Raw genomic sequence first — 21,746 nt, 5'->3', positions numbered from 1 at the left:
TCCTTCAGACGCGTGCGGTTTTCAGACCACCGGTGTCAATTTCAGTAAATTTCCCACCTTCGGCAGCAAGCTGTCGCAGCATCTCGGCAGGCGCAAAGTCAGGGTCTTCAGCCCCCAGTTTTTCCATAACCTCCAACACTTTGGCCGCGCCGATCATGTCGCCGTAATACATCGGGCCGCCCTTGTCCGCAGGCCAGCCATAGCCGTTGATCCAGACCACATCGACATCCGATGGGCGCTGTGCCTTGTTTTCCTCAAGGATTTTTACCGCCTCATTGATCATCGGGCAGATGCAGACGTCGACGATTTCGTCCTGCGACATCTGGGAAGGCTCCGCCCCGGTAATGTCAGAGATGATTTTAGCGGTTTCTTCTGACGGAACAGGCGAGCGGTTTTCGTCGTAGTCATAGTACCCGGCCTTGGTTTTTTGGCCCCGGCGGTCCAGTTCGCACAGCGCGTCACGGATCGGATTGTCGGTTGTGGCCCCCTTTGACCAGCCGATGTCCAGCCCGGCCAGGTCCGCCATTTGAAACGGTCCCATTTTGAAGCCAAAGGCGTTCAGCGCCGCATCGACGTCCCATGGCATCACGCCGCGATAGACCAGCTTCATCGCCTGATCCTGTCGTTTGAACAGCATCCGGTTGCCGACAAACCCCGGGCAGACCCCGACGACAACGGCAATCTTGTTGATCTCAAGCGCAACATCCAGACAGGTGGCCAGAACATCTTGCGCTGTGTGTTCCGCTCGGACGATTTCCAGCAGCTTCATCACATTGGCAGGAGAGAAAAAGTGCAACCCGATAACATCTTGGGGGCGGCTGGTCACCGAGGCAATCTCGTCAATGTCCAGCGCCGAGGTGTTGGTGGCCAAAATTGCGCCCGGTTTCATGATCCGGTCCAGTTCAGTGAAGATTTTTCGCTTCAGCCCCATGTCCTCGAACACGGCTTCGATCACCAAATCGCAGTCGGCCAGATCCTCCAGCGACAGGCAGCCGTCGTATCGCGCCATGCGAATGTCGACCTCAGACTGAGGGAACCGGCCCCGGTCGGCGCTGCGCTGATAGTTGCTGCGCACCACGGATAGGCCGCGATCCAGCGCCTCTTGTTGGGTGTCGACGATCTTTACATCATAGCCTGCGGTGGCAAAATTCATGGAGATACCCCCGCCCATTGTGCCTGCACCGATGATGCCGATGGTCTTTATCGGACGTCTGGGGGGTGCGGTGTCGATATCCGGTACGTTCCAGGCAGCCTTACCAGCGGCGGCGTGATATGCAACGAGCGTGTCTTGGGTGTTCATGCATCTGTCCCATTTAATGATTTTATGCACTGAGCGCGCAACGCGCGCCGGTCGAGCTTGTCTGTGGCACCCCGCGGAAGGGGGTCTGAGTGCAACCACAAGTGTTCCGGAATTTTGAATGTGGCGATGTGTTCCGCCAGATAGTCCTGAATTTCCTGCGCGGTTGCGTGATGACCGGCGCGCAACTGAACACCGGCCCCGACGACTTCGCCCAACCTATTATGCGGTATGGAAAACGCGCAGGCTTCGGCCACCGCAGGATGTTTGTGCAGCGCGCCTTCGACATCCAGGCAGGCGATGTTTTCGCCCCCGCGGATGATGATGTTCTTTTTGCGATCCACGATAGTGACAAAGCCGTCTGCGTCGATAAACCCCAGATCGCCAGAGCGCAGCCAGCCTTCGTTCAGAACCTCGGCGGTGGCCTCGGGCTTGTTCAGGTAGCAGCGCATGATCGTGGGGCTTTTGATCGTGATCTCTCCGACCTCGCCCGTCGGCACGTCCCGCCCTTCATCGTCGAGGAAGCGCAGTTCCTGCACCGGCGGATACAACCGACCCGCCGATCCGGGGCGGGCGACATAGTCTTCCCCAGCGGTGCCCATGCCAAGTGCATTAGTCTCGGTCATGCCCCATCCGGTTGCGATTTGAGCAGCCGGAAAAACCTGAGCCAGCTCTCCCACCTGCGGCGGAGGCCGCTTTGCGCCACCCGAGTTAATGAAGTCCAGCGTTTCAAGGGGCTGACCCATTCGCACAGCAGCTTCCATCAGGTCGTGGGTTTGGGTCGGAACACCCAGAAACCGGGTGATCTGTTCTTCCTGTATCAACTGAACGGCGCGGTCAGTGTCCCATTTCTCCATCACCACAAGCTTGGCGCCAGACGGGATCGAAAACAGAAAGACAGGATGAGTTGCGGTGACGTGAAAAAGCGGCGTCACCACTAATGTGGCCGGGCGCAACGGTGCGGGGTCATCTGCGGCAGGGGGCGTAACCAGCGGGGCCGCGGTCATGACCATCGACCAGGAAAACACCGCGCTCATCGCGCCGCGATGGGTCAGAACAACCCCCTTGGGGTGGCCGGTTGTCCCCGAGGAATACATGATCCCCATGTCGTCATCGGTGTCGATGTCGACCTGAGGCCAGCGGTCATCTGAACTGGCGTCGAGCAGCGAGGCATAGTTGATCGGCGTCAGGTCACTGCCATCGCGCACCCCGATCACCTGAATATCTCTTTCTGCTTGCAATGGCAGCAGACGTTCAACTCTTATCCGATCGCCGAAAACGATCTTTGCACTACTGTCTTGCAGGGCATAGTCCAGCTCTTCCGTGGTCCACCAGCCATTCAGGAAGACAGTCACCGCACCGATTGACGCGATCGCTGTGAACAGAAACAGAAACTCGGGGCAATTGCGCATTGCGATGGCGACCGGCTGCCCCTTGCGCACCCCAAGTTTGGTTGTAAGGGCGTGCGCTATTCTGTTTGTTTCCGAGCAGAACTCGTCATAAGTCCAGCGTTCGTCGCCAAACACCAGGTAATCCGCCGCACCGTCGCCTTGATCGGCCCGGCTGAGTTGCATCAGGGCGCGGATGTGACCGGGGATGTTCTTGAATACGCGGGTCTCGACCCCGCGAATCCGGGCTTGGGACAGCTCGTAAATCGGTTCATTTGCGATCAGGTAGTGCACGGCCTGTTCAGGCGTCATAGCCGAGGTTCCGTTACTGCCGTGCGCATAGTCTTTCAGCCACGCATCAACCGCGCCTGTCAAAATCAAAGCGATATCCTCCCATGCGCGTGGCATCCCATCGGGCAGAACCACGACTCCTCCCTCAAGGATGTTAGAGCGGTTTCTGAGCTGTGCCAAGACCGCTGTACGGAACAATGTTCCGCAAAAGTGATATTTCCCGGTTTTGCGATTGTGACGCTGACATTTTGCGCTGGGCAGTTAGTCGGCCCCTTTTCACACAGCGGCGATCTGCCTGCCGAAGGGCATGACATGCATCATGCAGGTCGCAATGGGTCGATGGAAAAGGGGGCAAGTTTTGTTGACATCAAGGTAGGCTTGATGGGATGATGAGCATCATACAGATGCGGCTGAATGGCAACATTTCCAAGCAATTGCGATACGAAGAACAAGAGGCCAGACCATGAAAAATGAGTGCTATTGCGTGACAGAACACCAGGCGCCACTGCAGAAAATCGTGCAGGACCTGCCCGAGTTGGAAGGGGACGAGGTGCTGTTGAAGGTGCGTGCCTCGGGTGTGTGTCACTCTGATCTGCACTTCTGGGAAGGTGGCTATGATCTGGGCGACAACCAAGAGATGAACTTGTCCGATCGGGGCGTAAAGCTTCCCCTGACGATGGGTCATGAGATTGTTGGCGAACTGGTCGCGTTGGGCCCCGACGCGCAGGGTTTGGAGTTGGGCGAAAGCTATCTTGTCTATCCCTGGCTGGGGTGTGGCACCTGCGAAACCTGCGCAAAGGATCAAGAGAATTTGTGCCCCAATGCACCGCGGGCCCTTGGGATATTCACCCCCGGCGGCTATGCGCAATACGTGGTGGTGCCGCGCGCCAAATATTGTCTGACGCTTGGCGACCTGGACCCGGCAGAGGCCGCGCCTTTGGCCTGTTCCGGGGTAACCACCTATAGCGCGCTGAAAAAATTCGGGGACGATATCCGCGACACGCCGGTGGTGATCCTGGGTGCGGGTGGACTTGGGCATATGGCGCTTCGGGTGATCCGTGCACTTGGTGGCAAGGGGGCCGTTTTCGTCGATCTTGACGAGGCAAAGCGCCACGCCGTGCTTGAGGCCGGGGCGCTGGCGGCCATAGATGGCAATGCGCCTGATGCGGACGAGCAAATCAAAGCCGCCACCGGGGGAGGGGCCCTGTTGGTCTTGGATTTGGTGGGTGCCGAGGCCACGATCAATTTGGGGCTGGCCGCCGCGCGTAAGGGCGTTCGGATCGTTGTGGTCGGTTTGTTTGGCGGTCAGTTGAAAATCCCCACCGTCTATTTCCCCATACGCGCCATGGCGGTGATCGGGTCATATGTGGGCAATCTGAACGAACTGTCCGAACTGCTTGAGTTGGCCAAATCCGGCAAGTTGAGCTTGGCACCCGTGACGCGCCGCCCATTACAGGACGCCAACGACGCGCTGATGGACCTGAAAGACGGGAAGGTTATCGGTCGGGTCGTCCTGACCCCATGAACACGGTTTGAACGCGACCCGCAGTTTGAAAACAAAGCAGGCCAAGGAGCCGGATTTCATTGATAGGTTTTGGGAGGTGCCGGGCAGGTGGACGCGGATTACATCATTGTTGGGGCGGGTTCTGCTGGCTGTGTGTTGGCCAACCGGCTGACTGCCGACCCAAAAAACAAGGTCATATTGCTGGAGGCCGGAGGCAAGGATAACAGCTCCTTCATTCATGCGCCTGCGGGCTTTGTGAAAATGCTTCGAAATGAGAAGTATAACTGGTGCTATTCAACCGAACCTGATCCCGGCTTAAATGGGCGGCGGCTTTTCTGGCCGCGCGGCAAGACGCTTGGAGGGTCATCGTCGATAAACGGGTTGCTATACGTGCGCGGGCAGCCGTCCGATTATGACCGTTGGCGGCAATTGGGCAACGAAGGCTGGGGCTGGGAGGATGTCCTGCCGCTGTTCAAAGCTACCGAAGGGCGCGAGGAGGGTGCTGAGGATCAATACGACTCTGACCTGCGGGGTAGTGACGGCGAAATGACGGTCAGCACCCCTCGGTCGCGCCATCCGCTGAGTGAAAAATGGGTCGAATCCGCAATTGCAGCGGGCTACCCGTATAACCCTGATCACAATGCAGAGCAGCAGGAAGGGGTCGGCTTTTTTCAGACAACCATCGCCTATGGCAAACGTCATTCGACGGCGAATGCGTTTCTGAAACCGATTAGGTCGCGCCCCAATTTGCGTGTGAACACTCATGCCCATGTGCAGAACGTGGATCTGGATGGCAAACGCTGTACAGGCATCACCTACAAGGATCGCTCGGGTAGATTGGTGTCGCTTAAGGCCGGGCGCGAGGTGATCTTATCGGCCGGGTCGATCGGGTCGCCTCAGATACTTATGCTGTCAGGGATTGGAAATCCCGATCATTTGTCTGAAAACGGCGTGCAGCCCCGTCACGAGCTTTCGGGTGTCGGGCAGGCGATGCAGGATCATCTACAGGCCAAGATGGTGCATCGGATGTCGGTTCCCACATACAACCGCGAAGGGAAGTCGCTGATGCGTCAGGCGGCCATCGCCGCCCAATATTATTTCGTGGGCCGGAACGGACCTTTGTCGATGCCAGCGGCGGATGCTACCGCGTTTCTGAAAACGCACCCTGATCTGGAAACGCCGGACATTCAGTTTCACGTGCAGCCGTTTTCTTATGATGCGGAAGGGAACCTGCATGACTTTTTCGGCTTCACTTCAACCGTTTGCCAGTTGCGCCCCGAAAGTCGTGGGCAGATTCTGTTGAATGGTCCAGACCCTGCCACTTATCCCAAAATTCACCCCAACTATCTATCTACGGAAACCGATTGCCGCACGTTGGTCGAAGGAATTCGCATCGCCCGCACGATTGCGGCGCAGTCACCCTTGGCGAGCCATATCGCGTCTGAGTATTTGCCGGGCAGCACAATACAAAGCGACGATTACGATGCGATGCTGGACTGGGCGCGCGGTCACGCCGTGACGATCTTCCATCCGTCAGGGACCTGTAAAATGGGGCCGGGGCCGGATGCAGTTGTGGATGCCAAGTTGAAGCTGCACGGGATTGCAGGATTGCGGGTTGTCGATTGTTCGATCATGCCCGAGTTGACCTCGGGCAATACCAATGCCCCGACGATCATGATCGCAGAGAAGGCCAGCAGAATGATATTGGCCGGATAGTAGACAAAGACGTCAAAGTATGAACGAGCAAAAATTCAGAATCTCAGGGCATTATGAGCCGATGAAAGCCGCCGACCTGCGCGGCTACGGGGTGCCGGAACCTTGGAATTTCGGGGTAGGCTTTCGGGCGACATTCGGGGACTTGGATGCGCAGAACCATGTCTCGAACGTGAAATACCTGCGTTGGATCGAGGCGTTCCGCATGGCCTATCTGCGCGCCTATGGTTGGCCGGAATATGCGACGCCGGGGGCCAATCTGATGGTGATCCGACGGTTTCAGATCGACTATCTAAAGCCAGTTCATCTGGATGACGATGTGATCGTGACGGGGCGCACTGCGCAGGTCGGCCGCTCTAGCTGTACAATGGAGTAGCGATCTGGGGGAATGGCCAGATTGCAACCGCTTCGGCGGTGTTGGTTTTTCTAGATCAGCACGGGACAAAGTCGGACCTTCCAGGAGCGTTGCGCCCGCTCATGATCGAATGGGACGGGGCACAACCCCGCTAGGGCAGTGGTCAGTGGGGGCACGGGAATGTCCCTGTGACCGCATTGCGGCGCTGAGGGCGGGTAGCTTTTGTCATATCCGACTGTCAGCCGATGCAGGAGTCGACCGAAACGACAACTCTCAGTTTACCACGTTTCTACGCTTGGTCGTATCTGCGTCTCAAACATCCACGCGTCTTTGGGCTGTTTCCAAAGCTGGATATAGGTCTTTGCCACGGACGCGGGATCCATCAGAACCCGGTCTTCCGGGTTGCCGCCGCGGGCGGTGATCATCTCGCGCACCCATTGGGTATCAACGCCGGAGTCAATGACCAGATGCGCCACATGGATGCCCTTGGGCATCAATTCACGGGCGGCGCATTCAGCGACGGCGCGGATGCCAAACTTGGCGCTGGCAAAGGCGGCAAAGCCCGGATTGCCGCGCAGCCCGGCGGTTGCACCAGTGAAAAAGATATTGCCGGTTCCGCGTGGCAGCATCGCTTTGGCGGCTTCGCGCCCGGTCAGAAAACCGGCGTAGCAGGCCATTTCCCAAACTTTGCGGAAAACCCGTTCCGTGGTTTCTGTGAATGGGAAATTCACATTCGCGCCGACGTTGAAGATGCAAACTTCGATTGGGCCAACTTCTTCGGCGGACTTGATGAAGTCGATGACCTGATCTTCGTCCCGGGCATCCAGACTTTTGCCGATCATTCGGCCTCCGGCGGCTGTGACCTCATCCACCAACGGTTGCAGTTTATCCCCGTTGCGCCGACCGGCGATCACAGTAAAGCCTTCGGCGGCGAAGGCCTTGCAGATGGCCGCGCCGATGAAATCACCGGCTCCAACCACGACAACAGTTTCTGCTCTTTGTTCCATAAGGAGTGTCCTTCTGTAGGGTGGGTCGGCTGACCCAAATGCGTGTGTCAGTTATCCAGACCGGCCAGATGCTGTTCCAGATCGCGGATACGATCCTTTCCGAAATAGATTTCCCCGTCGTAGTGAAAGGTCGGTGCACCAAAATCACCAGCGGAAACAGCCATTTCCGTATTCGAGATCAGTTGGGCTTTGACTTCGGGGTCTTGTATCAGTGCGAACAGGGGTTCGGCTTCTAGCCCGCCATCTGTCAGCCAGCGCGACAGCACCTCAGGGTCGCCAAGATTCTGTTCGAACTGCCACATGCCGCGAAAGACGCGTTCCATGTAACGCTCGAACACACCTAACCGTTGCGCCGCAATGCAGCCGCGCATCAGTTGCAGGGTGTTAATCGGGAAATAGGGGTTGAATGAGAACTCATCGGCGATTCCGTTGCGTTCAGTGAATCGCAGCAGGTCGCGCCGTTCGTACCGCAGCTTGTTCTCGATCCCGGCATTGGTTTCACCCGGTGCCCGGTTGCCAGTGGCGCGGAAGATGCCGCCCAGCAGCACCGGCACGTAGGTGAACGTCGCGCCATAGGTCTGCGCGAGACCGGGTATCAAGAGATGCGCAAGGTAAGAGTTCGGGCTGCCGAAATCGAAGTGAAAGGCGACGTGTTTCTGCATCAATCTTTCCTTTTCAAAGTGGTCTACGGATAGGCCGGGCGCCTTCAGATCGCGGTCAGCCCGCCATCTATGGCCAAAGTGGTCCCGGTGATCATGCTGCCTGCGTCCGAGCAATAAAGCAGCGCCGCCCCCTTAAGGTCTTCGCTGCCGCCAATCCGCCCTAGCGGGTTCTGCGCGGCAACGTTTTCGCGCCCCAGCGCATCCAGCGTGCCCGCGGTCATCTTGCTTTCGAACATGCCCGGCGCCAGCGCATTCACCGTTATTCCATGCTCACCCCATTCGTGGGCCAATGCGCGGGTCAGGTTCACCACAGCCGCCTTCGAAGTGTTGTAAGCCACAATCCCCTTGTTGCCCTTTAGCCCAGCAATCGACGCCAGGTTCAGTATCCGGCCGTTGCCATTCGGGATCATCGAGTCTCTTGCGATCAGCTGGCTGAGGCGAAACACAGAGCGGACGTTAAGGTCCATCACTTTATCCCAGGCCTCCATCGCGTGATCGACGGCGGGGCTTCCCCAAGTGGCCCCGGCATTGTTGACAAGGATATCGACCCGTCCCAGCTTTGCGATGGACTGAGCTGACAACGCCACAAGGTCGTCATCTTTACGGTTATCCGCCACGATGTAGTCCACGGTGATCCCGCGCCCTTCGAGATGCGCCTTGGCATCCCGCAAATCCGTTTCCTTGCGGGACGAGATCACCAATCGCGCGCCGTTGTCGCCCAGCACTTCGGCGATCTGCAGACCCAGCCCGCGTGACCCCCCGGTTATCAGGGCGGTCTTGCCACTCAGGTCGAAAAGCTCATTCGCCTTGGTCATCTTTCTTTCCTTCTTCGTCAGATTGTATCAGCGGGCAGTTTCATCGTTCCCTGCGCACAGGTGGGCAGAATTCCGGTCTTCGTCAGCTCGCAGTCGAACCCCAAATGCGCCGGAATTCGTTTTGCCTAACGAAAACCCCTGTCAGCCCAGTATCCTTTACATCAAGGGCGCGACTACCGTTCCGGTGCTGCCCCGGCCGCCGGGGGCGCTCGTTTCAGCGGCCTTTAAAGACGGCCTCGCGCCGTTCCACGAACGACGCTATGCCTTCACGCATGTCCTCGGTCGCAAGCATACGGTCGCGAAGCTCTGGAATGCAGGCAATCGCAGCCTGTTCCCCGTGTTCAATAAATTTACGTCCAGCCACTTTCATGGCCTGAATGCCAAGCGGAGCGTTACGGCAGATCGTTTCCGCAATCTCCATTGCGCGTGCGGTTTCATGTCCTTTGGCCACAACCTCTTGTACCAGCCCGATGCGATGGGCTTCTTCCGCGCTGAACTCGTCGCATAGCATCAGGTGGTACATGGCGTTTCCCCAACCGGCGCGGCTGATGTATCGGAAGTGCGCGCCACCGAAAGGAGCAATGCCGCGCTTTGATTCCAATTGGCAAAACCGGGTGTCATCGGCGGCAACGGCGATGTCTCCGGCTAGCATCATTTCGATTCCGATTGTGAAGCATATCCCCTTTACGGCCGTGACAATCGGCTTGCTACACTGTCTTTGCAGGCCAAACGCATCGACGTTTCCCTCGGGAATTTCTGGGGGTGTGCTGTTGGGGCCGAAGAACTTTGGCATATCCAGCCCCGCTGTAAAATCTTCGCCTTCTGCGCAGATCACCCCTGCCCATAGGTCGGGTGACTGCTCTAGCAGGGTCAGGGCGTCTGACAATTCTTCCATCATCTGCGGATGAAAAGCATTTTTCTTTGCCGGGTTGTCGATCGTGATCTTTAGCACGCGGCCTTGGACCTCATGCCTGACTTTGCCCTGAATATCCTGCATTTCGTCATCCTCCCCTGCTGCTCAGACAAGGCTGCCAATCGGCCTTGTTTCAGCTTCTTCAGAATGACGGCCATCATGTAGATGTCAAGTCCACTGTCCCTTAAGTCTTATGTGAACTTGCGATTTAAGATTATCATTGTCATACAGAAATCATGTGGAGCCCGGTGGCCAACGGGCTTGTGCCACAGGTGGTGAACTGCACAAGGTGCAGAAAGGGGGCTTCGATCAAGAATGACGCGGCTCAGTTGCGTTTGCGTCGCAATAGCGATTCCTGGGCTGTACTTGCGACCAGTTTGCCGTCTTCGGAAAAGATCATGCCGCGGGCCAGTCCACGGCCGCTGCCCGTCCAGGGGCCATCCATCGCGTAAAAGTGCCAATCCTGTAAGCGGGCAGGTGCGTGAAGCCAGAGCGCGTGATCCAGACTGGCGCCCTGCGCTGTGTTCTGCGACCAGCTCAACCCGTGGGCGCGCAAACCTACGCTCATCAAACCCATATCAGACGCATAGGTCAGATAAAGCTGCTGCAGGCCGGCATCGCCATTTTTGGCTGCGGGTATCCGAAACCAAAACCCGTGCTGATCGCTGACAGGTACGGGATTTGCCTCATTCCTGGGATCGACGTCGCGAATCTCGAACTGTGTCTGGTGGATGCGCCTGTTGTCTGCTTCGGCCGAGCCATTTGCGGAACGGGCGGTCGCGGTGCTTTGGTCCGGGGCGCAATCCTGTGGCCCCGGAGCGTCTGGTTTTTCGTGCTGATAGTCCCAGCCCTCGTCGGGCACATGGAAAGACCCTGTGAAATTCAGGATTTGCTGGTCGCCCTGCGTGGCGATCACCCGCCGCGTGCTGAACGACCCACCATCCCGCGCATTTTCGACCCGGAAGATCAATGGTTGGTTCGGATCACCCGCGCGCAGGAAATACGAGTGGATAGAATGGCAGCGACGGTTTGCCGACACAGAATGGCGTGCAGCGGCTAGGCATTGGGCAATAACCTGTCCCCCAAATAGGCGCGTCGGCACCGCGTCGCCGGAAAAGGCAGCCGCGCGAAACAGGTCAGGCCCAACTTGTTCCGGCTGTAATATATCCGCCAGAGAAGGCACTTGGGTCATCTTTGCCCCCGGTGGGATAAGCGGTGAAAACGCGGATCAGAAATAGGTCAGCCCAAGCCATTCCGCGACCAACGCGGGCGAGTCGATTCCTTCGATTTCGACCGTGACATTCATTCGGGTTTGGATGGATCCATCGTCCCTGTCCGTCAGTCCAGCAAGGTGAAAACGCCCACGAATACGTGCGCCTGCGGGCACCGGCGAAACAAATCGGATCTTATCGAAACCGTAATTCACACCCATCGTGCGACCAGCGATCCTTGGGACGCCGTTCTGCACCAGTGGCACCAACAAAGACAGAGACAGAAACCCATGCGCAATCGTACCGCCAAAAGGTGTTTCTGCGGCCCGGTCCGGGTCTATGTGAATGAACTGGTGATCGTCGGTGGCGTCTGCAAACTTGTCGATCCGCGCCTGATCCACCGTAAGCCAGTCTGATACGCCAAGCTCTTTGCCGACCCGGTCGCGATAGGCGTCTAGGCTGACTTCCAAAGATGTCTCTGTCATTGTTGTGCCACCACTAGCCAGTCGTTGCGGGTTCCGTTGTAAAGGGCGTCAACAATTTCTGCGCGACGTTTGAGAACTTGGCGCTGGTTGACGTAGCCTTTGTCGTTGATTTCGTTTTCCGACAGCGACGGTGGCTCGGCCAGGATGCCAATTGCGCGCACTTGCCGGCTGGAGCCGCCATTGTTCTGGTTCCACCGATCCAAGGCCTGTTGCACCTGCGCAAGGTCTTCGGGGGCAGGTTCAATCAGTGCACCATCCACCCGTGTTGCACGTGCGCGGGCCGCATCGTTCAGCCAGACCATCGCGACGATATGCGCCCGGCCTTCACCGACAACAACGGTGTCGCGCACCAGCCCGCCACATTCCAGATTCAATCCCGTTCGGATCGCCCCAACTTGTACAAATGTACCGCTGTCGAGCTTGAAGTCTTCGCTGACCCGCCCTGCATAACGCAGGTCATTTGCGATGTTGTCGATGTTTTCAAAGCGGATCGCGTCACCGGTAATGAAGAACCCCTCATCATCGAAAAGTCGTTTGTTCAGTTCGGGCTGATCTACGTAGCCGGGAAAGACATTCGGCCCCTTGATCCGCAGTTCGTAACGGTCGTCACTGAGTGGGATTAGCTTGATTTCCACTTCTGGCACAGGCATTCCGATACGCCCAACCCCGTCATAGGGCCAATGGACTGTCGTGACAGAGGGCGCCGCTTCGGTCATGGCAAATCCGCCCGATAGCGGAATACGACAACCCCGATATGTCATGGCCAGTTTTTGCAGACGTTCATAGGTTTCGCCTGGGAACCCCGCTCCGCCGTAGTGTACGAAAGTCAGGTTCGAAAAGAACGCTTCGGCAAGTTCAGTATCCTGCTCCATTGCGTCCAACAACATGCCGTATGCCAAGGGCACGTTCGAGAAATTGGTTGGCTTCACCTCGCGGATTGCGGTCAAGCTGCGTTCAAAATCCGGCCCGGATACTGGACGGCCCGAGTCGATATAAAGCGCTGATGCGTGAAACAGCATTTCGTGCAGGATGTGATTGCCCCCGAACGTATGGTGCCACGGCAGCCAGCATAGCCGTCGACGTTGGGCGTGAGGAATGCGGATTCCAATCCTTTGCGACATGGCGATATTTGCACACATCATGCGCTGTGTGTTGATCACACCCTTGGGGTTGCCTGTCGAGCCAGAGGTGAAAAGGATCTTGCCAACGGTTTCTTCGGTCACGGCTGCGTGGGCGGCGGCAACGGCTTCGGTGACCTTGGTGCCCAGCAACTCGGCGACGTCAGTATCACCGGGTCTGGGATGTTCGGACACCAGTTCGCATCCGCTCAGATCAAGCTTGTCCAATGCATCGGACAACGTTTGGGCGTCATCAACAAAAAAGAGTTTCGCTTTGGACTGCGCGAATGTGCTCTGCAGACGGGGAAAAGCCTCTGAGAATTTTGCATAGCTAGGCGAGATCGACGCGGCAGTAATGCCGGCCATCATTGCCCCGAACAGAATCTGAGCGTGGATAATGCTGTTGCGGGACAGAACGGCGATGCAATCTCCTTGCTTTAAACCACGGTTGAGCAAAGCTTGTGCAATAGCCTCGCAATTCGCCTTTAGCTGTCGAAATGTCGGCCCATCCCACCCCTGTGGTCCGCGTTCAGCAAGCGAAAGGCGGTCTGGGTGTGCGCTGGCGGCTGCATAGAGATAGTCGATGACACTGGTTGGATAGTCCGGCAGCTTGTAATCCTGGCGAAGGTAAATGGCGTCGTCACCACGCCGCAGAACCGGTTTTGCCGGAAAATAGGTCAAGGGGCCAAAGACCGGGTCGTCATGGGTTTCGATCCCGTCGGACGGGTCAAGAACGGCGTTGGTCGTTGTGTCGGTGATCACGGCATGTCCTGATTTTAGAATCCTCGGGGTCAGGCCGCGTGGCGTTTGGCAATCTGAAATCGCCGCCGGGCCGCTTAGTCTGGAACGGATTGTGTATGATAGACATCATGCAAGTCAATGGGTGCCGGAAGATCGCGTGAAAACTGGACCACACTGGGGATTTCTGTATTATGACTCCAATGCAGATTGACCTTGTCCGGGGTCGTCAACGCACTAACCAGGGTAACGGATTCCGAAGGCCAGCATCAATGGGGTACTCTCAAGCGCAAAAAGAACGCCACCGCGAAGAGATCCTCTCGAACGCAGGTGAACAACTCCGCAGCGGTGGGTTTTCAGCGATTAATGTCGTGTCATTGATGAAATCCGTAGGGCTGACGCATGGCGGGTTCTACGGTCATTTTGAAAACAAGGAAGACTTGCTGGATCAGGCACTTGAACGCGCGCTGCGTGAAGGGCGTTTGACCCAAAAGCTAAATGCAAGCCCGAAAAAGCCATCCTTTTCGCGCTATGTTGGCAGCTATGTCAGCCCTAAACATCGTGACCTAAAAAGCAGTGGCTGCGCGATCCCCGCGCTTGTATCGGATGTTTCACGCAGGCCCAAGGCGTCGCGGGACATCATGCAAACCCACATTGATGGCTTCATAAACACCGTCGCCGATTATCTTGACGGGGATCGCAGCAAAGCAAATTTGGCGGTGGCGGCTATGGTCGGTTCGATTGCTCTGTCCCGGGTCATGACAGACGATGCCAAAGCTTCTGAAATGCTCGAAGCAACCAAGGCCTATTTGCTGACGCTTGAGGACGACGAAGAACAGGGCTGATCCCAGCTTCCATGCACTCCGCGCCGTTAACAACTTTGTAGATTGTTGAATGCGGATTGGTGGTCCTGCCTCAGTAAACTGTCGCAAAATGTTGCCCATTCATGCATTTTTGCATCGTAAGTATTGGTTCTTTGCGGTTCTCATGATCGGCCCGCCTGCCATACCTTAAGGGCCGACACATTCCGTAAGGAGGGCGGGCCATCATGAGTTCACACACGCAACGCAAACCGGTGGCCTTGGCCATCGGTGCCGGAGACGGGATTGGCGCGGCCTTTGCCAGAAGATTTGCCCGCAGCGGTTATAGCGTCGTGGTTGCGCGCCGGGATGCGGGTAAATCCGAAGACCTTATCAATACACTTGCGGCCGAGGGCCATAGTCTGCAGGCGGTTTCGCTTGATGCCCGTGATCCAGAACAAATCTCCTCGCTTTTTGACAAGGTTGAACAAGAGGTTGGAAAAATTGAGGTGGTCCTGTTCAATGCTGGGTCGAATTCTCCGTTTCCCTTCATTGAAACCGACCCTGTTATCTTTCGCAAAATCTGGGAATTGGCTTGTTTCGGCGGTTTCCTGACCATGCGCGAAGCTGCAGCCCGCATGGTACCGCGTGGCAAGGGGACGATTTTGGTGACTGGCGCCTCGGCCAGCCTGCGTGGCAAAGCCGGGTTTGGTGCGTTTGCCAGTGCCAAGCATGGGTTGCGCGCGCTTGCGCAAAGCCTGGCGCGTGAGATTGGCCCCAAAGGTGTTCATGTGGTGCATCTGGTGATTGATGCGGGGGTCGATATGCCTGCGATTCACGAACGCCGTCGCAAGAAATTTGGCGATGACCACGTGGACGAAGAGAATATTCTGGTCAAACCCGACAGCGTGGCCGAGGCTTTCCATACGCTTGTAAAGCAGCCCAAGGATGCATGGACACATGAACTGGACCTGCGTCCATACGGGGAAGACTGGTGATCTGATGGCGCGGGATATGTTGAGCAAACCGCTTTTGTGGGGTGTCGGCACGGTGCGCACACTGCGCGCGCATTGGGTGTTGAATGAGCTTGGCATTGACTATGAAACCCAGCCCGTCAAACCCCGCACCGATACGATGGAAAGGGCTGATTTTCTGGCCGTTAATCCGGATAAGAAAGTTCCGGTTCTGCAGCATGGTGACCTGACGCTGGTGGAAAGCAGCGCGATCATGATCTACCTGGCGGAAACTTATGCAGACAGGGCGCCGGGCCTGATCCCTCAAGACAGAATACAAAGGGCGCGGGTCTTCGAATGGATGTCGTTCATCTCAACCGAACTTGATGCGGCCTCTCTTTATACCATCCGTAAGCATCAGGATCTTGAGCATATCTATGGCAGCGCGCCCATCGCTGTGGACTCTGCCGGAGACTATTTCCTGCGAATGGTTCGGAAACCGGCCCGCGTCTTGGTTTCCGGCCAACGCTACCTTCTGGGTGACCAGTTCACATTGCCGGACATCCTGCTGTTTACCTGCCTGCGATTTGCCGATCGTATGGGCGTGCAGCGCCCGGCAGAGTTTGACACCTATTACAATATGCTGGCGGAACGGCCCGCGTTTCAGGCCGCAGAAAGGGCCAATTACCCATGACAGAACAAGCAAATGGCAAGGGACCGCTCTCAGGCGTGAAAGTGGTCGATGTGTCCAGCGTGATCTCTGGCCCATGCGCAACGGGGATGCTGGCCGATCAGGGGGCGCAGGTGATCAAGGTTGAACCCCCAAGCGGCGATATCATGCGCGCCCGTGGTAAGGTTTCAGGCTTTACGCCCTCATTTGTGTCGTGCAATCGCGGCAAGCGGTCGGTCACTCTGGACCTCAAGAAACCCGAAGCGAAAGAGATCCTCTGGAAGCTGATCGAAGACGCGGATGTTTTCGTGCAAAATTTCCGCCCCGGTGTGGCCGACAGGTTGGGTTTCGGCGCGGACGAGGCGTTAGGGCGTAACCCGCGCTTGGTCTATCTGTCCATCAGCGGCGTCGGGGACAGCGGGCCTTATGTGGGTAAGCGGGTCTACGATCCGGTGGTGCAATCGCTGTCGGGACTGGCTGATATTCAACAGGACCCGTTGACCAAACGCCCCAAAATGATCCGCAGTGTTATCGCCGACAAGACAACGGCGCTTTATGCTGCGCAAGCGGTGACCGCCGCTTTGTTCAGTCGCTCTCAGACCGGGGAAGGTCAGCATGTTCAGGTCTCGATGCTGGACGCGATGCTGAACTATAACTGGATTGACGGAATGACGACGATCTCGGTCGTGGGTCAGGAAGAAGAACCCAGCAATACCCCCCATGACATGATCTTTCCCACAGCGGACGGGTTTGTCACGATCGGGGCAATTTCGAACAAGGAGTGGGTCGGCCTGTGCCAAGCCATCGAGCGGCCCGACCTGATAGATGACCCGCGGTTCGCCACCCCAAGCCAACGAGAGGTCAACCGTCAGGAGCGGCTTGAGTTACTTGAAAACGCTGTGTCCGACCGAAAGACCGAGGCTCTGCTGACCATGCTTGAAAGTCACGATGTGCCCTGTGCCCCGGTTCTGCGGCGCCAACAGGTCCTTGATGATCCTCAGGTCTTGCACAACGACGTCATTACAGTTCTTGATCAGCAGGGCCTTGGCCCAACGCGACAGGCGCAGTCGGCTGCCAAGTTCAGCGCCACGGCCACCGGTCCGTTGTCACAGGCCCCGGCGCTTGGGGAACATACTTCGGACGTGCTTGCCGAATTGGGGTTGAGCGAGCAGGACATCGCCGCCCTGCGGGACAACCAGACGATTTCTTAAGTTCGGTAAAACCACAGAAAAACCATAAACAAACGGCGCGCCCTATTCTGGGCGCGCCTTTTTTTTAGGTCACGAATTGCTTTTGACGGGACACGATCAACAGAACGGGAAGGGCGGACAGCGCGAAGCCGATCAACGTCAATGTCAGGTGCCCGACACCGGCTATGCCCCCGGTCGGTGACGCGATCAGGAAACCCGCTACCAGTAGTGTGACACGGGCCAACATCCCGGCGGCCCCACTGCCGAGGGACCCGACAAAAGCCAGATACCCCTGGAGTGCGGCTGAGATAAACCAGATCCCGATCAGGGCGCAGAACAGGACGGTCACAACTTCGCCTGCCGATCCCTGCCCGATAAGCGCGGGATTGAGCACGAAGAAGAAGGGGACAAAGTAGATCACTCCACCCAGTCTCATCGCCTCGACCCCGGTGCGAAACGCGTTTGCATGTGCCATCGTCGCTGCCGCAAAAGCACCCAGTGCCACAGGCGGGGTGATATAGCTGACCATGCCCCAGTACAGAATGAACAGATGCACGGCGAGCTCGTTAAGCCCGGCCTGCACCAGCGCCGGGGCCAGCACAACGGCCAGAAAGATATAGCAGGCGGTCACGGTCATTCCCATGCCGAACACAAAGCTGGTCAGCGCCCCCATGATCAGCAGCATCGCGACCGAGCTGCCCGCCATGTGTACCAGTTCATTGGCCAAAGGACCGGTCAGACCGGTGGCCTGAAACGCTCCGACGATCATGCCGATCCCCAGCAGCACCGCCACTAGTTCGGACAGGGTCCGGCCAACCGAGATGATGATGTCCAGAAACCCCTTCATCGACACACGGTCGTTCTTGCGCAGTTGATTGACCACCAGCAGCAGAACCACAGCAAAGAACGGCGCGGTGGTTTCCCAGCGAAACGCCACCATCAGAAAGATCAGCAGGGCGAAGACCGAAATATACAGCCAACCTTCTCGCATGGTTTGTCCAATGCGAGGGCGTTCGCTTTGATCCATCCCGCGCAGGCCGCGGCGGGCGGAATAGGCGTCGATCTGAACAAACAGGCTGAAGAAATACAAAAGCGACGGGATGGCCGCGGCCAGCATGATCTCGACGTAAGGCACACCCAGCCACGAGGCGATTACAAATGCGGTTGCCCCCATGATCGGTGGCATAACCACACCGCCGGTCGAGGCGCAGGCTTCCGTGGCGGCCGCAAAACGGGGTTCGAACCCGGTTTTCTTCATGGCCGGGATAGATACTGCCCCGGTGGTCAGCACGTTCGAGATAACCGAGCCGGACATCGACCCCATGAAACCCGAGGCAAAGATCGACACTTTGGCCGCGCCGCCGCGATAGCCGCCGACAAGTGCCAGGGCGAGATTGTTGAAGAATTTCCCGCCACCGGTGAATTGCAAAACAGCACCGAACAGGATGAAGCCAATGACAAGGTTGCCGAAGGCGCGCATCGGAATGCCAAAAGACGCTTCGGACGAGATCATGAAATAGGGGATGACGTCCCTAAAGGGCTGAGAGAACCCGTTCAACGGGTCCGGCACGTGATCCGCGAAGGTCGGATAGAGCGAGAAGAACAACACAATACCAAAGATCACCAACCCACCGGTGCGACGCGTGCCTTCCAGCACCAGTGCATACATCAGGATCGAGGCCCAGACTGCCTGTTGTGGCGCGGCATATTCCCAGCCGGAGTCCAGGCTGATGCTTGCGGTCATCGCGAAATATCCTGACACGCCAAATGCAAGAGCGGCCAAAATCCAATCATACCATGGCACACGGGCCGAAGGGGTTTTCCCAGCACGGAAGATGATGAAGGTCAGGCTCAGAAACAGCCCGGCCAAAGTATACAGATACGTCCCTTCCAGAAGGGATGTGCCGCCCAGCCTAAGATTGAAAAGCTTGTTCACCGCCAATCCGATTGCGGTCAGTGTGAAAACAATAATGAGCCATCGCGCCAGCCCGGAAAAGGTCTGCCGCTCGACGGCGCGTTCTGCATCAATTGCGGCGCTGCCGCGCGAGCTTTCGGAGGGCTGCGTCATGGGTCTCTGACATTCAGTTGAACTATTTGTTGGAGAACGTGCAGGCCCATTGACCTGCACGTCGCGCAATTTTTCATGCGGTCAGCTTTAGAAGACGACCTCAAAGCCGCCAGCGGCCAGAGCTTTGCGGCGCTTGGCCTCCCAGGCCTCCTGCCAGTTTTCGGGCGCTTCGGCCTTCAGTTCTTCCCAGGCTTTCTGCAGTGCATTTTGACGCTCAATAAGCTTGTCGTTGTGGGCTTGTGCTTCGTCGGACCACAACCCGGTTTCCTGGTAATAGCGAATGGCGCCTTCGTGGTAAGGTGCAACCCACGTGAAGTTCTGCTTGTCGAGGGACCAACCATCCACACTGGGGGCTTTGCCGGTGTATTCGTCATACAGCTCGTGCAGCGCCTTGGTCATGTTATAGGTCAGGTCGGTGTTCTGCTCGGAATATGTCATCAGAACTGGATAGGCATAGCCGGCGGTCTGAATACCATCGGTACCGTCGATATTGCCGCCTACGGTCGCCGTGATGGGTGAAAAGAACGGTGCAATCGACTGCATCCGCGCAAGCCCTTCGGCATTCGCGGGGTCAATTGGAGGCCAGAACACGCCGCGCGGTGCCGAGGCCGCTTCGTAAACCCGGCCCGACGTGGTTGCGGCGAAAGCCGCGTCAACGGTGCCGTCGATCATGCCTGTCCAAGAATCGCCATAGCCGCCGAATTCCACGATTTCGACGTCATCCCAAGTCAATCCGCCATATGCCAGATACGCCTCGTTGTTGACGTTCAGGGCCGGTGCCCCTTTGATCCAGGCTACACGCAGGCCTTTAAGGTCGGAATAGGTGAATCCTTCGCAGCCCGGCTTGCCAGCTTTTTCGCAGGCTTCTTCTGCGACAGCCAACGACAGACCAAAGGTTCCACCGTTATTGGCCGCCAGAATGCGAACCGGCTGCGGCCCCCAGTTTTCTGCGCCGAACTGGAACACACCCTCTTGGGCCATAAAGGATCCGCCGACCCCATTGGCAGAGAACTGAACCTTCCCCTGACGCAGGGGTTCTGTGCGGGCGATGTCATTCTTGCCTGGCAGCACGCGGAGGTTCACACCTAGCTTTTCTTGCATTGCCGCGCCGATTGCGATGGACTGGTTGTACCCGGCAGAACCGGTGCCGTAAGCAGTCCACGCAATCTGATTGGGCAGCGTGATCTCCTCGGCCGTCGCAAATGATGCCGTAACCGCGCAAACCGTTGCGGCAAACATGTGTCGTGTAAGCATTTCTCTCCTCCGTTGATTTGCTTGCACAGCCTGTTTCCAAGGCTTTTGGTGCCGAAATTTTCGGAAGCGGGTGCTTTGATGAAGTCGTGAGCGACAAGCCCCGCTTTCAGTGTAACCGATACGGATCTTGATCAAGACAACGAAACCGTTCACATCATGCTTTGCCTTCCACGGCAAAGAGCAAGCCGCGCAATGCTAGATGGTTTGGTCCTGTCGCATTGATCGATAGCTGCACCTCCCTTTGCAGGTATCGACAAAACTTACGCTCACAGTCTTGCTTTATTCATTCGGCAAACGAGTCCGACGATCCGCTGCCACAATTCTGTTGAGCCTTAGCAAAAAGGCTATCTGGAAGACCGCCATGCACAAACCTACAAAAACCAATTCTTATTATTCGTAGATGTATCACTGGACAGAGGCTGATCAGGTGAATTGCCCTTTCTGTTTGGCAAAACACTGATCCAAAAAGTCGTAAACTGCCCGAATACTGGGGTTCTCCCGCAGTTCCGGATGGGCCGTTAACCAAATCTCCATCTCGATTGGGGGTTCCTTCTCGAGCACGCGCACCAGATCATGTTGGCGCTCGGCGTGAAAGCAGTAGACAGGCCCAATTCCCAAGCCGGCTTTGATCGCCCGCATCACCCCAAGCACATTGCGCAATCGCAGTGCGGTTGTTCCATTGCGCGTCACCTCATCCACATCCGAGGCAAACTTGCGCGACCCTTCAATCGCAATGGTTCTGTGACCTTTCAGGTCGTCCGCGCTTTTGGGTACGCCGTTTTGTTCAACATATGAGACAGAGGCATAATAACCGACCTTCAGGACTCCGACTTTCTTGGCAATCAACTCTTTCTGCGTCGGCCGCAAAAGACGGATAGCGACATCCGAGTTCCGGTTGAGAAGATCGGTCAGGCGGTTGTCCGTGACCATCTCGATCGAGATTTCTGGGTAAGTTTCCATGAAGCCCGGCAATTGTTCGATGAGCCAGGCATTGGTGATCGCTTCGGTCGCCGAGACCCGCACTGTCCCGCCCAATAGATCGCGGCTCTCCCAGGCGTCGCTTTCGATCTTTCGCGAGGCCAACTGCATTTGCTGCGCAATGGTCTGAAGTCGTATGCCCGCTTCTGTCACTTTGAAGTGACGCGGCCCGCGGACAAGCAATTGCACGCCCAGTTGCTCTTCCAGAGCTGCGATGCGCCTGCTGAGGGTCGGCTGGCTGATGCGCAGATGGATCGCCGCGCGTGTCAGGCTGCCGACTTTTACCGTTGCCAGAAAATCGCGGACACCGTTCCAGTCCAACGGCTCATTCATGAG

The 21,746-nt window shown here is 57.1% G+C and carries 19 protein-coding genes; 7 read left to right on the top strand and 12 right to left on the bottom strand.

Annotated features, from left to right (window positions below):
- Positions 1 to 4: 4 nt before the first annotated feature.
- Together RUESEDTHA_RS03900 and RUESEDTHA_RS03895 are read right to left on the bottom strand one after the other, a co-directional pair.
- Positions 5 to 1,300 carry a 3-hydroxyacyl-CoA dehydrogenase gene (locus RUESEDTHA_RS03900; protein WP_180884516.1) on the bottom strand — a complete coding sequence of 432 codons (1,296 nt, stop codon included), beginning with the start codon at positions 1,298 to 1,300 and terminating at the stop codon, positions 5 to 7.
- On the bottom strand, positions 1,297 to 3,111 hold the full coding sequence (locus RUESEDTHA_RS03895) for a class I adenylate-forming enzyme family protein (protein ID WP_255431611.1): 1,815 nt from the start codon (positions 3,109 to 3,111) through the stop codon (positions 1,297 to 1,299). The genes RUESEDTHA_RS03900 and RUESEDTHA_RS03895 overlap by 4 nt, the downstream gene beginning before the upstream one ends.
- A gap of 349 nt (positions 3,112 to 3,460) precedes the next feature.
- On the opposite strand from RUESEDTHA_RS03895, the gene RUESEDTHA_RS03890 reads away from it, so the two are divergent.
- From RUESEDTHA_RS03890 to RUESEDTHA_RS03880, 3 genes are all read left to right on the top strand, one after another.
- Positions 3,461 to 4,501, top strand: coding sequence for an alcohol dehydrogenase (locus RUESEDTHA_RS03890; RefSeq protein ID WP_219635809.1), 1,041 nt, complete (start codon positions 3,461 to 3,463; stop codon positions 4,499 to 4,501).
- Between the two features lie 87 nt (positions 4,502 to 4,588).
- Complete coding sequence (locus RUESEDTHA_RS03885; protein ID WP_180884512.1) at positions 4,589 to 6,196, top strand: GMC family oxidoreductase; 1,608 nt, start codon at positions 4,589 to 4,591, stop codon at positions 6,194 to 6,196.
- 19 nt (positions 6,197 to 6,215) lie between these two features.
- Positions 6,216 to 6,569 (top strand): acyl-CoA thioesterase, encoded by a 354-nt coding sequence (locus RUESEDTHA_RS03880; RefSeq protein ID WP_180884509.1) that lies wholly within the window; start codon positions 6,216 to 6,218, stop codon positions 6,567 to 6,569.
- A gap of 257 nt (positions 6,570 to 6,826) precedes the next feature.
- Here the strand turns inward: RUESEDTHA_RS03880 and RUESEDTHA_RS03875 are convergent, their stop codons facing one another.
- The 7 genes from RUESEDTHA_RS03875 to RUESEDTHA_RS03845 all read right to left on the bottom strand — a co-directional run bounded on the left by RUESEDTHA_RS03875 (position 6,827) and on the right by RUESEDTHA_RS03845 (position 13,521).
- Positions 6,827 to 7,555 (bottom strand): SDR family NAD(P)-dependent oxidoreductase, encoded by a 729-nt coding sequence (locus tag RUESEDTHA_RS03875; RefSeq protein WP_171211915.1) that lies wholly within the window; start codon positions 7,553 to 7,555, stop codon positions 6,827 to 6,829.
- Between the two features lie 47 nt (positions 7,556 to 7,602).
- Positions 7,603 to 8,217 (bottom strand): 2-hydroxychromene-2-carboxylate isomerase, encoded by a 615-nt coding sequence (locus RUESEDTHA_RS03870; RefSeq protein WP_180884507.1) that lies wholly within the window; start codon positions 8,215 to 8,217, stop codon positions 7,603 to 7,605.
- Positions 8,218 to 8,261: 44 nt separating this feature from the next.
- Positions 8,262 to 9,032 carry an SDR family oxidoreductase gene (locus RUESEDTHA_RS03865; protein WP_180884505.1) on the bottom strand — a complete coding sequence of 257 codons (771 nt, stop codon included), beginning with the start codon at positions 9,030 to 9,032 and terminating at the stop codon, positions 8,262 to 8,264.
- Positions 9,033 to 9,246: 214 nt separating this feature from the next.
- Positions 9,247 to 10,029 (bottom strand): crotonase/enoyl-CoA hydratase family protein, encoded by a 783-nt coding sequence (locus RUESEDTHA_RS03860; RefSeq protein WP_180884502.1) that lies wholly within the window; start codon positions 10,027 to 10,029, stop codon positions 9,247 to 9,249.
- Between the two features lie 241 nt (positions 10,030 to 10,270).
- A complete protein-coding gene (locus RUESEDTHA_RS03855) occupies positions 10,271 to 11,137 on the bottom strand; it encodes an acyl-CoA thioesterase II (RefSeq protein WP_180884501.1) in 867 nt (288 codons plus the stop codon).
- A gap of 36 nt (positions 11,138 to 11,173) precedes the next feature.
- Entirely contained in the window at positions 11,174 to 11,641 is a 468-nt protein-coding gene (locus tag RUESEDTHA_RS03850) for a MaoC family dehydratase (protein ID WP_180884499.1), read from the bottom strand.
- On the bottom strand, positions 11,638 to 13,521 hold the full coding sequence (locus RUESEDTHA_RS03845; RefSeq protein ID WP_180884497.1) for an AMP-binding protein: 1,884 nt from the start codon (positions 13,519 to 13,521) through the stop codon (positions 11,638 to 11,640). Before RUESEDTHA_RS03845 ends, RUESEDTHA_RS03850 begins: the two co-directional genes overlap by 4 nt.
- A gap of 248 nt (positions 13,522 to 13,769) precedes the next feature.
- Here RUESEDTHA_RS03845 and RUESEDTHA_RS03840 point away from each other — a divergent pair, with 248 nt between their 5' ends.
- The 4 genes from RUESEDTHA_RS03840 (at position 13,770) to RUESEDTHA_RS03825 (ending at position 17,131) form a co-directional block, all read left to right on the top strand.
- Positions 13,770 to 14,342 carry a TetR/AcrR family transcriptional regulator gene (locus RUESEDTHA_RS03840; RefSeq protein ID WP_180884495.1) on the top strand — a complete coding sequence of 191 codons (573 nt, stop codon included), beginning with the start codon at positions 13,770 to 13,772 and terminating at the stop codon, positions 14,340 to 14,342.
- 203 nt (positions 14,343 to 14,545) lie between these two features.
- Entirely contained in the window at positions 14,546 to 15,295 is a 750-nt protein-coding gene (locus tag RUESEDTHA_RS03835; RefSeq protein ID WP_180884493.1) for an SDR family NAD(P)-dependent oxidoreductase, read from the top strand.
- Positions 15,258 to 15,944: a glutathione S-transferase family protein gene (locus tag RUESEDTHA_RS03830; RefSeq protein WP_180884491.1), complete on the top strand. Its 687-nt coding sequence runs from the start codon at positions 15,258 to 15,260 to the stop codon at positions 15,942 to 15,944. The genes RUESEDTHA_RS03835 and RUESEDTHA_RS03830 overlap by 38 nt, the downstream gene beginning before the upstream one ends.
- Positions 15,941 to 17,131, top strand: a complete 1,191-nt coding sequence (locus tag RUESEDTHA_RS03825) for a CaiB/BaiF CoA-transferase family protein (protein ID WP_180884489.1) — start codon at positions 15,941 to 15,943, stop codon at positions 17,129 to 17,131. Before RUESEDTHA_RS03830 ends, RUESEDTHA_RS03825 begins: the two co-directional genes overlap by 4 nt.
- A 64-nt stretch (positions 17,132 to 17,195) precedes the next feature.
- Here the strand turns inward: RUESEDTHA_RS03825 and RUESEDTHA_RS03820 are convergent, their stop codons facing one another.
- From RUESEDTHA_RS03820 to RUESEDTHA_RS03810, 3 genes are all read right to left on the bottom strand, one after another.
- Complete coding sequence (locus tag RUESEDTHA_RS03820; protein WP_180884487.1) at positions 17,196 to 19,178, bottom strand: TRAP transporter fused permease subunit; 1,983 nt, start codon at positions 19,176 to 19,178, stop codon at positions 17,196 to 17,198.
- Positions 19,179 to 19,265: 87 nt separating this feature from the next.
- Complete coding sequence (locus tag RUESEDTHA_RS03815; protein ID WP_255431610.1) at positions 19,266 to 20,432, bottom strand: TAXI family TRAP transporter solute-binding subunit; 1,167 nt, start codon at positions 20,430 to 20,432, stop codon at positions 19,266 to 19,268.
- A gap of 423 nt (positions 20,433 to 20,855) precedes the next feature.
- Positions 20,856 to 21,743 (bottom strand): LysR family transcriptional regulator, encoded by an 888-nt coding sequence (locus RUESEDTHA_RS03810; RefSeq protein ID WP_180884485.1) that lies wholly within the window; start codon positions 21,741 to 21,743, stop codon positions 20,856 to 20,858.
- Between the last annotated feature and the right edge of the window lie 3 nt (positions 21,744 to 21,746).

The sequence above is a fragment of the Ruegeria sp. THAF57 genome (assembly GCF_903914075.1).
GTDB lineage: Bacteria > Pseudomonadota > Alphaproteobacteria > Rhodobacterales > Rhodobacteraceae > Ruegeria.
This window is presented reverse-complemented; position numbering and strand designations above follow the sequence as displayed.

Bases quoted from the DNA above. Each gene is read 5' to 3' on its own strand.
- RUESEDTHA_RS03830 (WP_180884491.1), top strand. From the start codon at position 15,258: ATGAACTGGACCTGCGTCCATACGGGGAAGACTGGTGATCTGATGGCG.
- RUESEDTHA_RS03810 (WP_180884485.1), bottom strand. From the start codon at position 21,743: ATGAATGAGCCGTTGGACTGGAACGGTGTCCGCGATTTTCTGGCAACG.
- RUESEDTHA_RS03840 (WP_180884495.1), top strand. From the start codon at position 13,770: ATGGGGTACTCTCAAGCGCAAAAAGAACGCCACCGCGAAGAGATCCTC.
- RUESEDTHA_RS03820 (WP_180884487.1), bottom strand. From the start codon at position 19,178: ATGACGCAGCCCTCCGAAAGCTCGCGCGGCAGCGCCGCAATTGATGCA.
- RUESEDTHA_RS03850 (WP_180884499.1), bottom strand. From the start codon at position 11,641: ATGACAGAGACATCTTTGGAAGTCAGCCTAGACGCCTATCGCGACCGG.
- RUESEDTHA_RS03880 (WP_180884509.1), top strand. From the start codon at position 6,216: ATGAACGAGCAAAAATTCAGAATCTCAGGGCATTATGAGCCGATGAAA.
- RUESEDTHA_RS03875 (WP_171211915.1), bottom strand. From the start codon at position 7,555: ATGGAACAAAGAGCAGAAACTGTTGTCGTGGTTGGAGCCGGTGATTTC.
- RUESEDTHA_RS03870 (WP_180884507.1), bottom strand. From the start codon at position 8,217: ATGCAGAAACACGTCGCCTTTCACTTCGATTTCGGCAGCCCGAACTCT.
- RUESEDTHA_RS03860 (WP_180884502.1), bottom strand. From the start codon at position 10,029: ATGCAGGATATTCAGGGCAAAGTCAGGCATGAGGTCCAAGGCCGCGTG.
- RUESEDTHA_RS03900 (WP_180884516.1), bottom strand. From the start codon at position 1,300: ATGAACACCCAAGACACGCTCGTTGCATATCACGCCGCCGCTGGTAAG.
- RUESEDTHA_RS03865 (WP_180884505.1), bottom strand. From the start codon at position 9,032: ATGACCAAGGCGAATGAGCTTTTCGACCTGAGTGGCAAGACCGCCCTG.
- RUESEDTHA_RS03835 (WP_180884493.1), top strand. From the start codon at position 14,546: ATGAGTTCACACACGCAACGCAAACCGGTGGCCTTGGCCATCGGTGCC.
- RUESEDTHA_RS03855 (WP_180884501.1), bottom strand. From the start codon at position 11,137: ATGACCCAAGTGCCTTCTCTGGCGGATATATTACAGCCGGAACAAGTT.
- RUESEDTHA_RS03825 (WP_180884489.1), top strand. From the start codon at position 15,941: ATGACAGAACAAGCAAATGGCAAGGGACCGCTCTCAGGCGTGAAAGTG.
- RUESEDTHA_RS03815 (WP_255431610.1), bottom strand. From the start codon at position 20,432: ATGCTTACACGACACATGTTTGCCGCAACGGTTTGCGCGGTTACGGCA.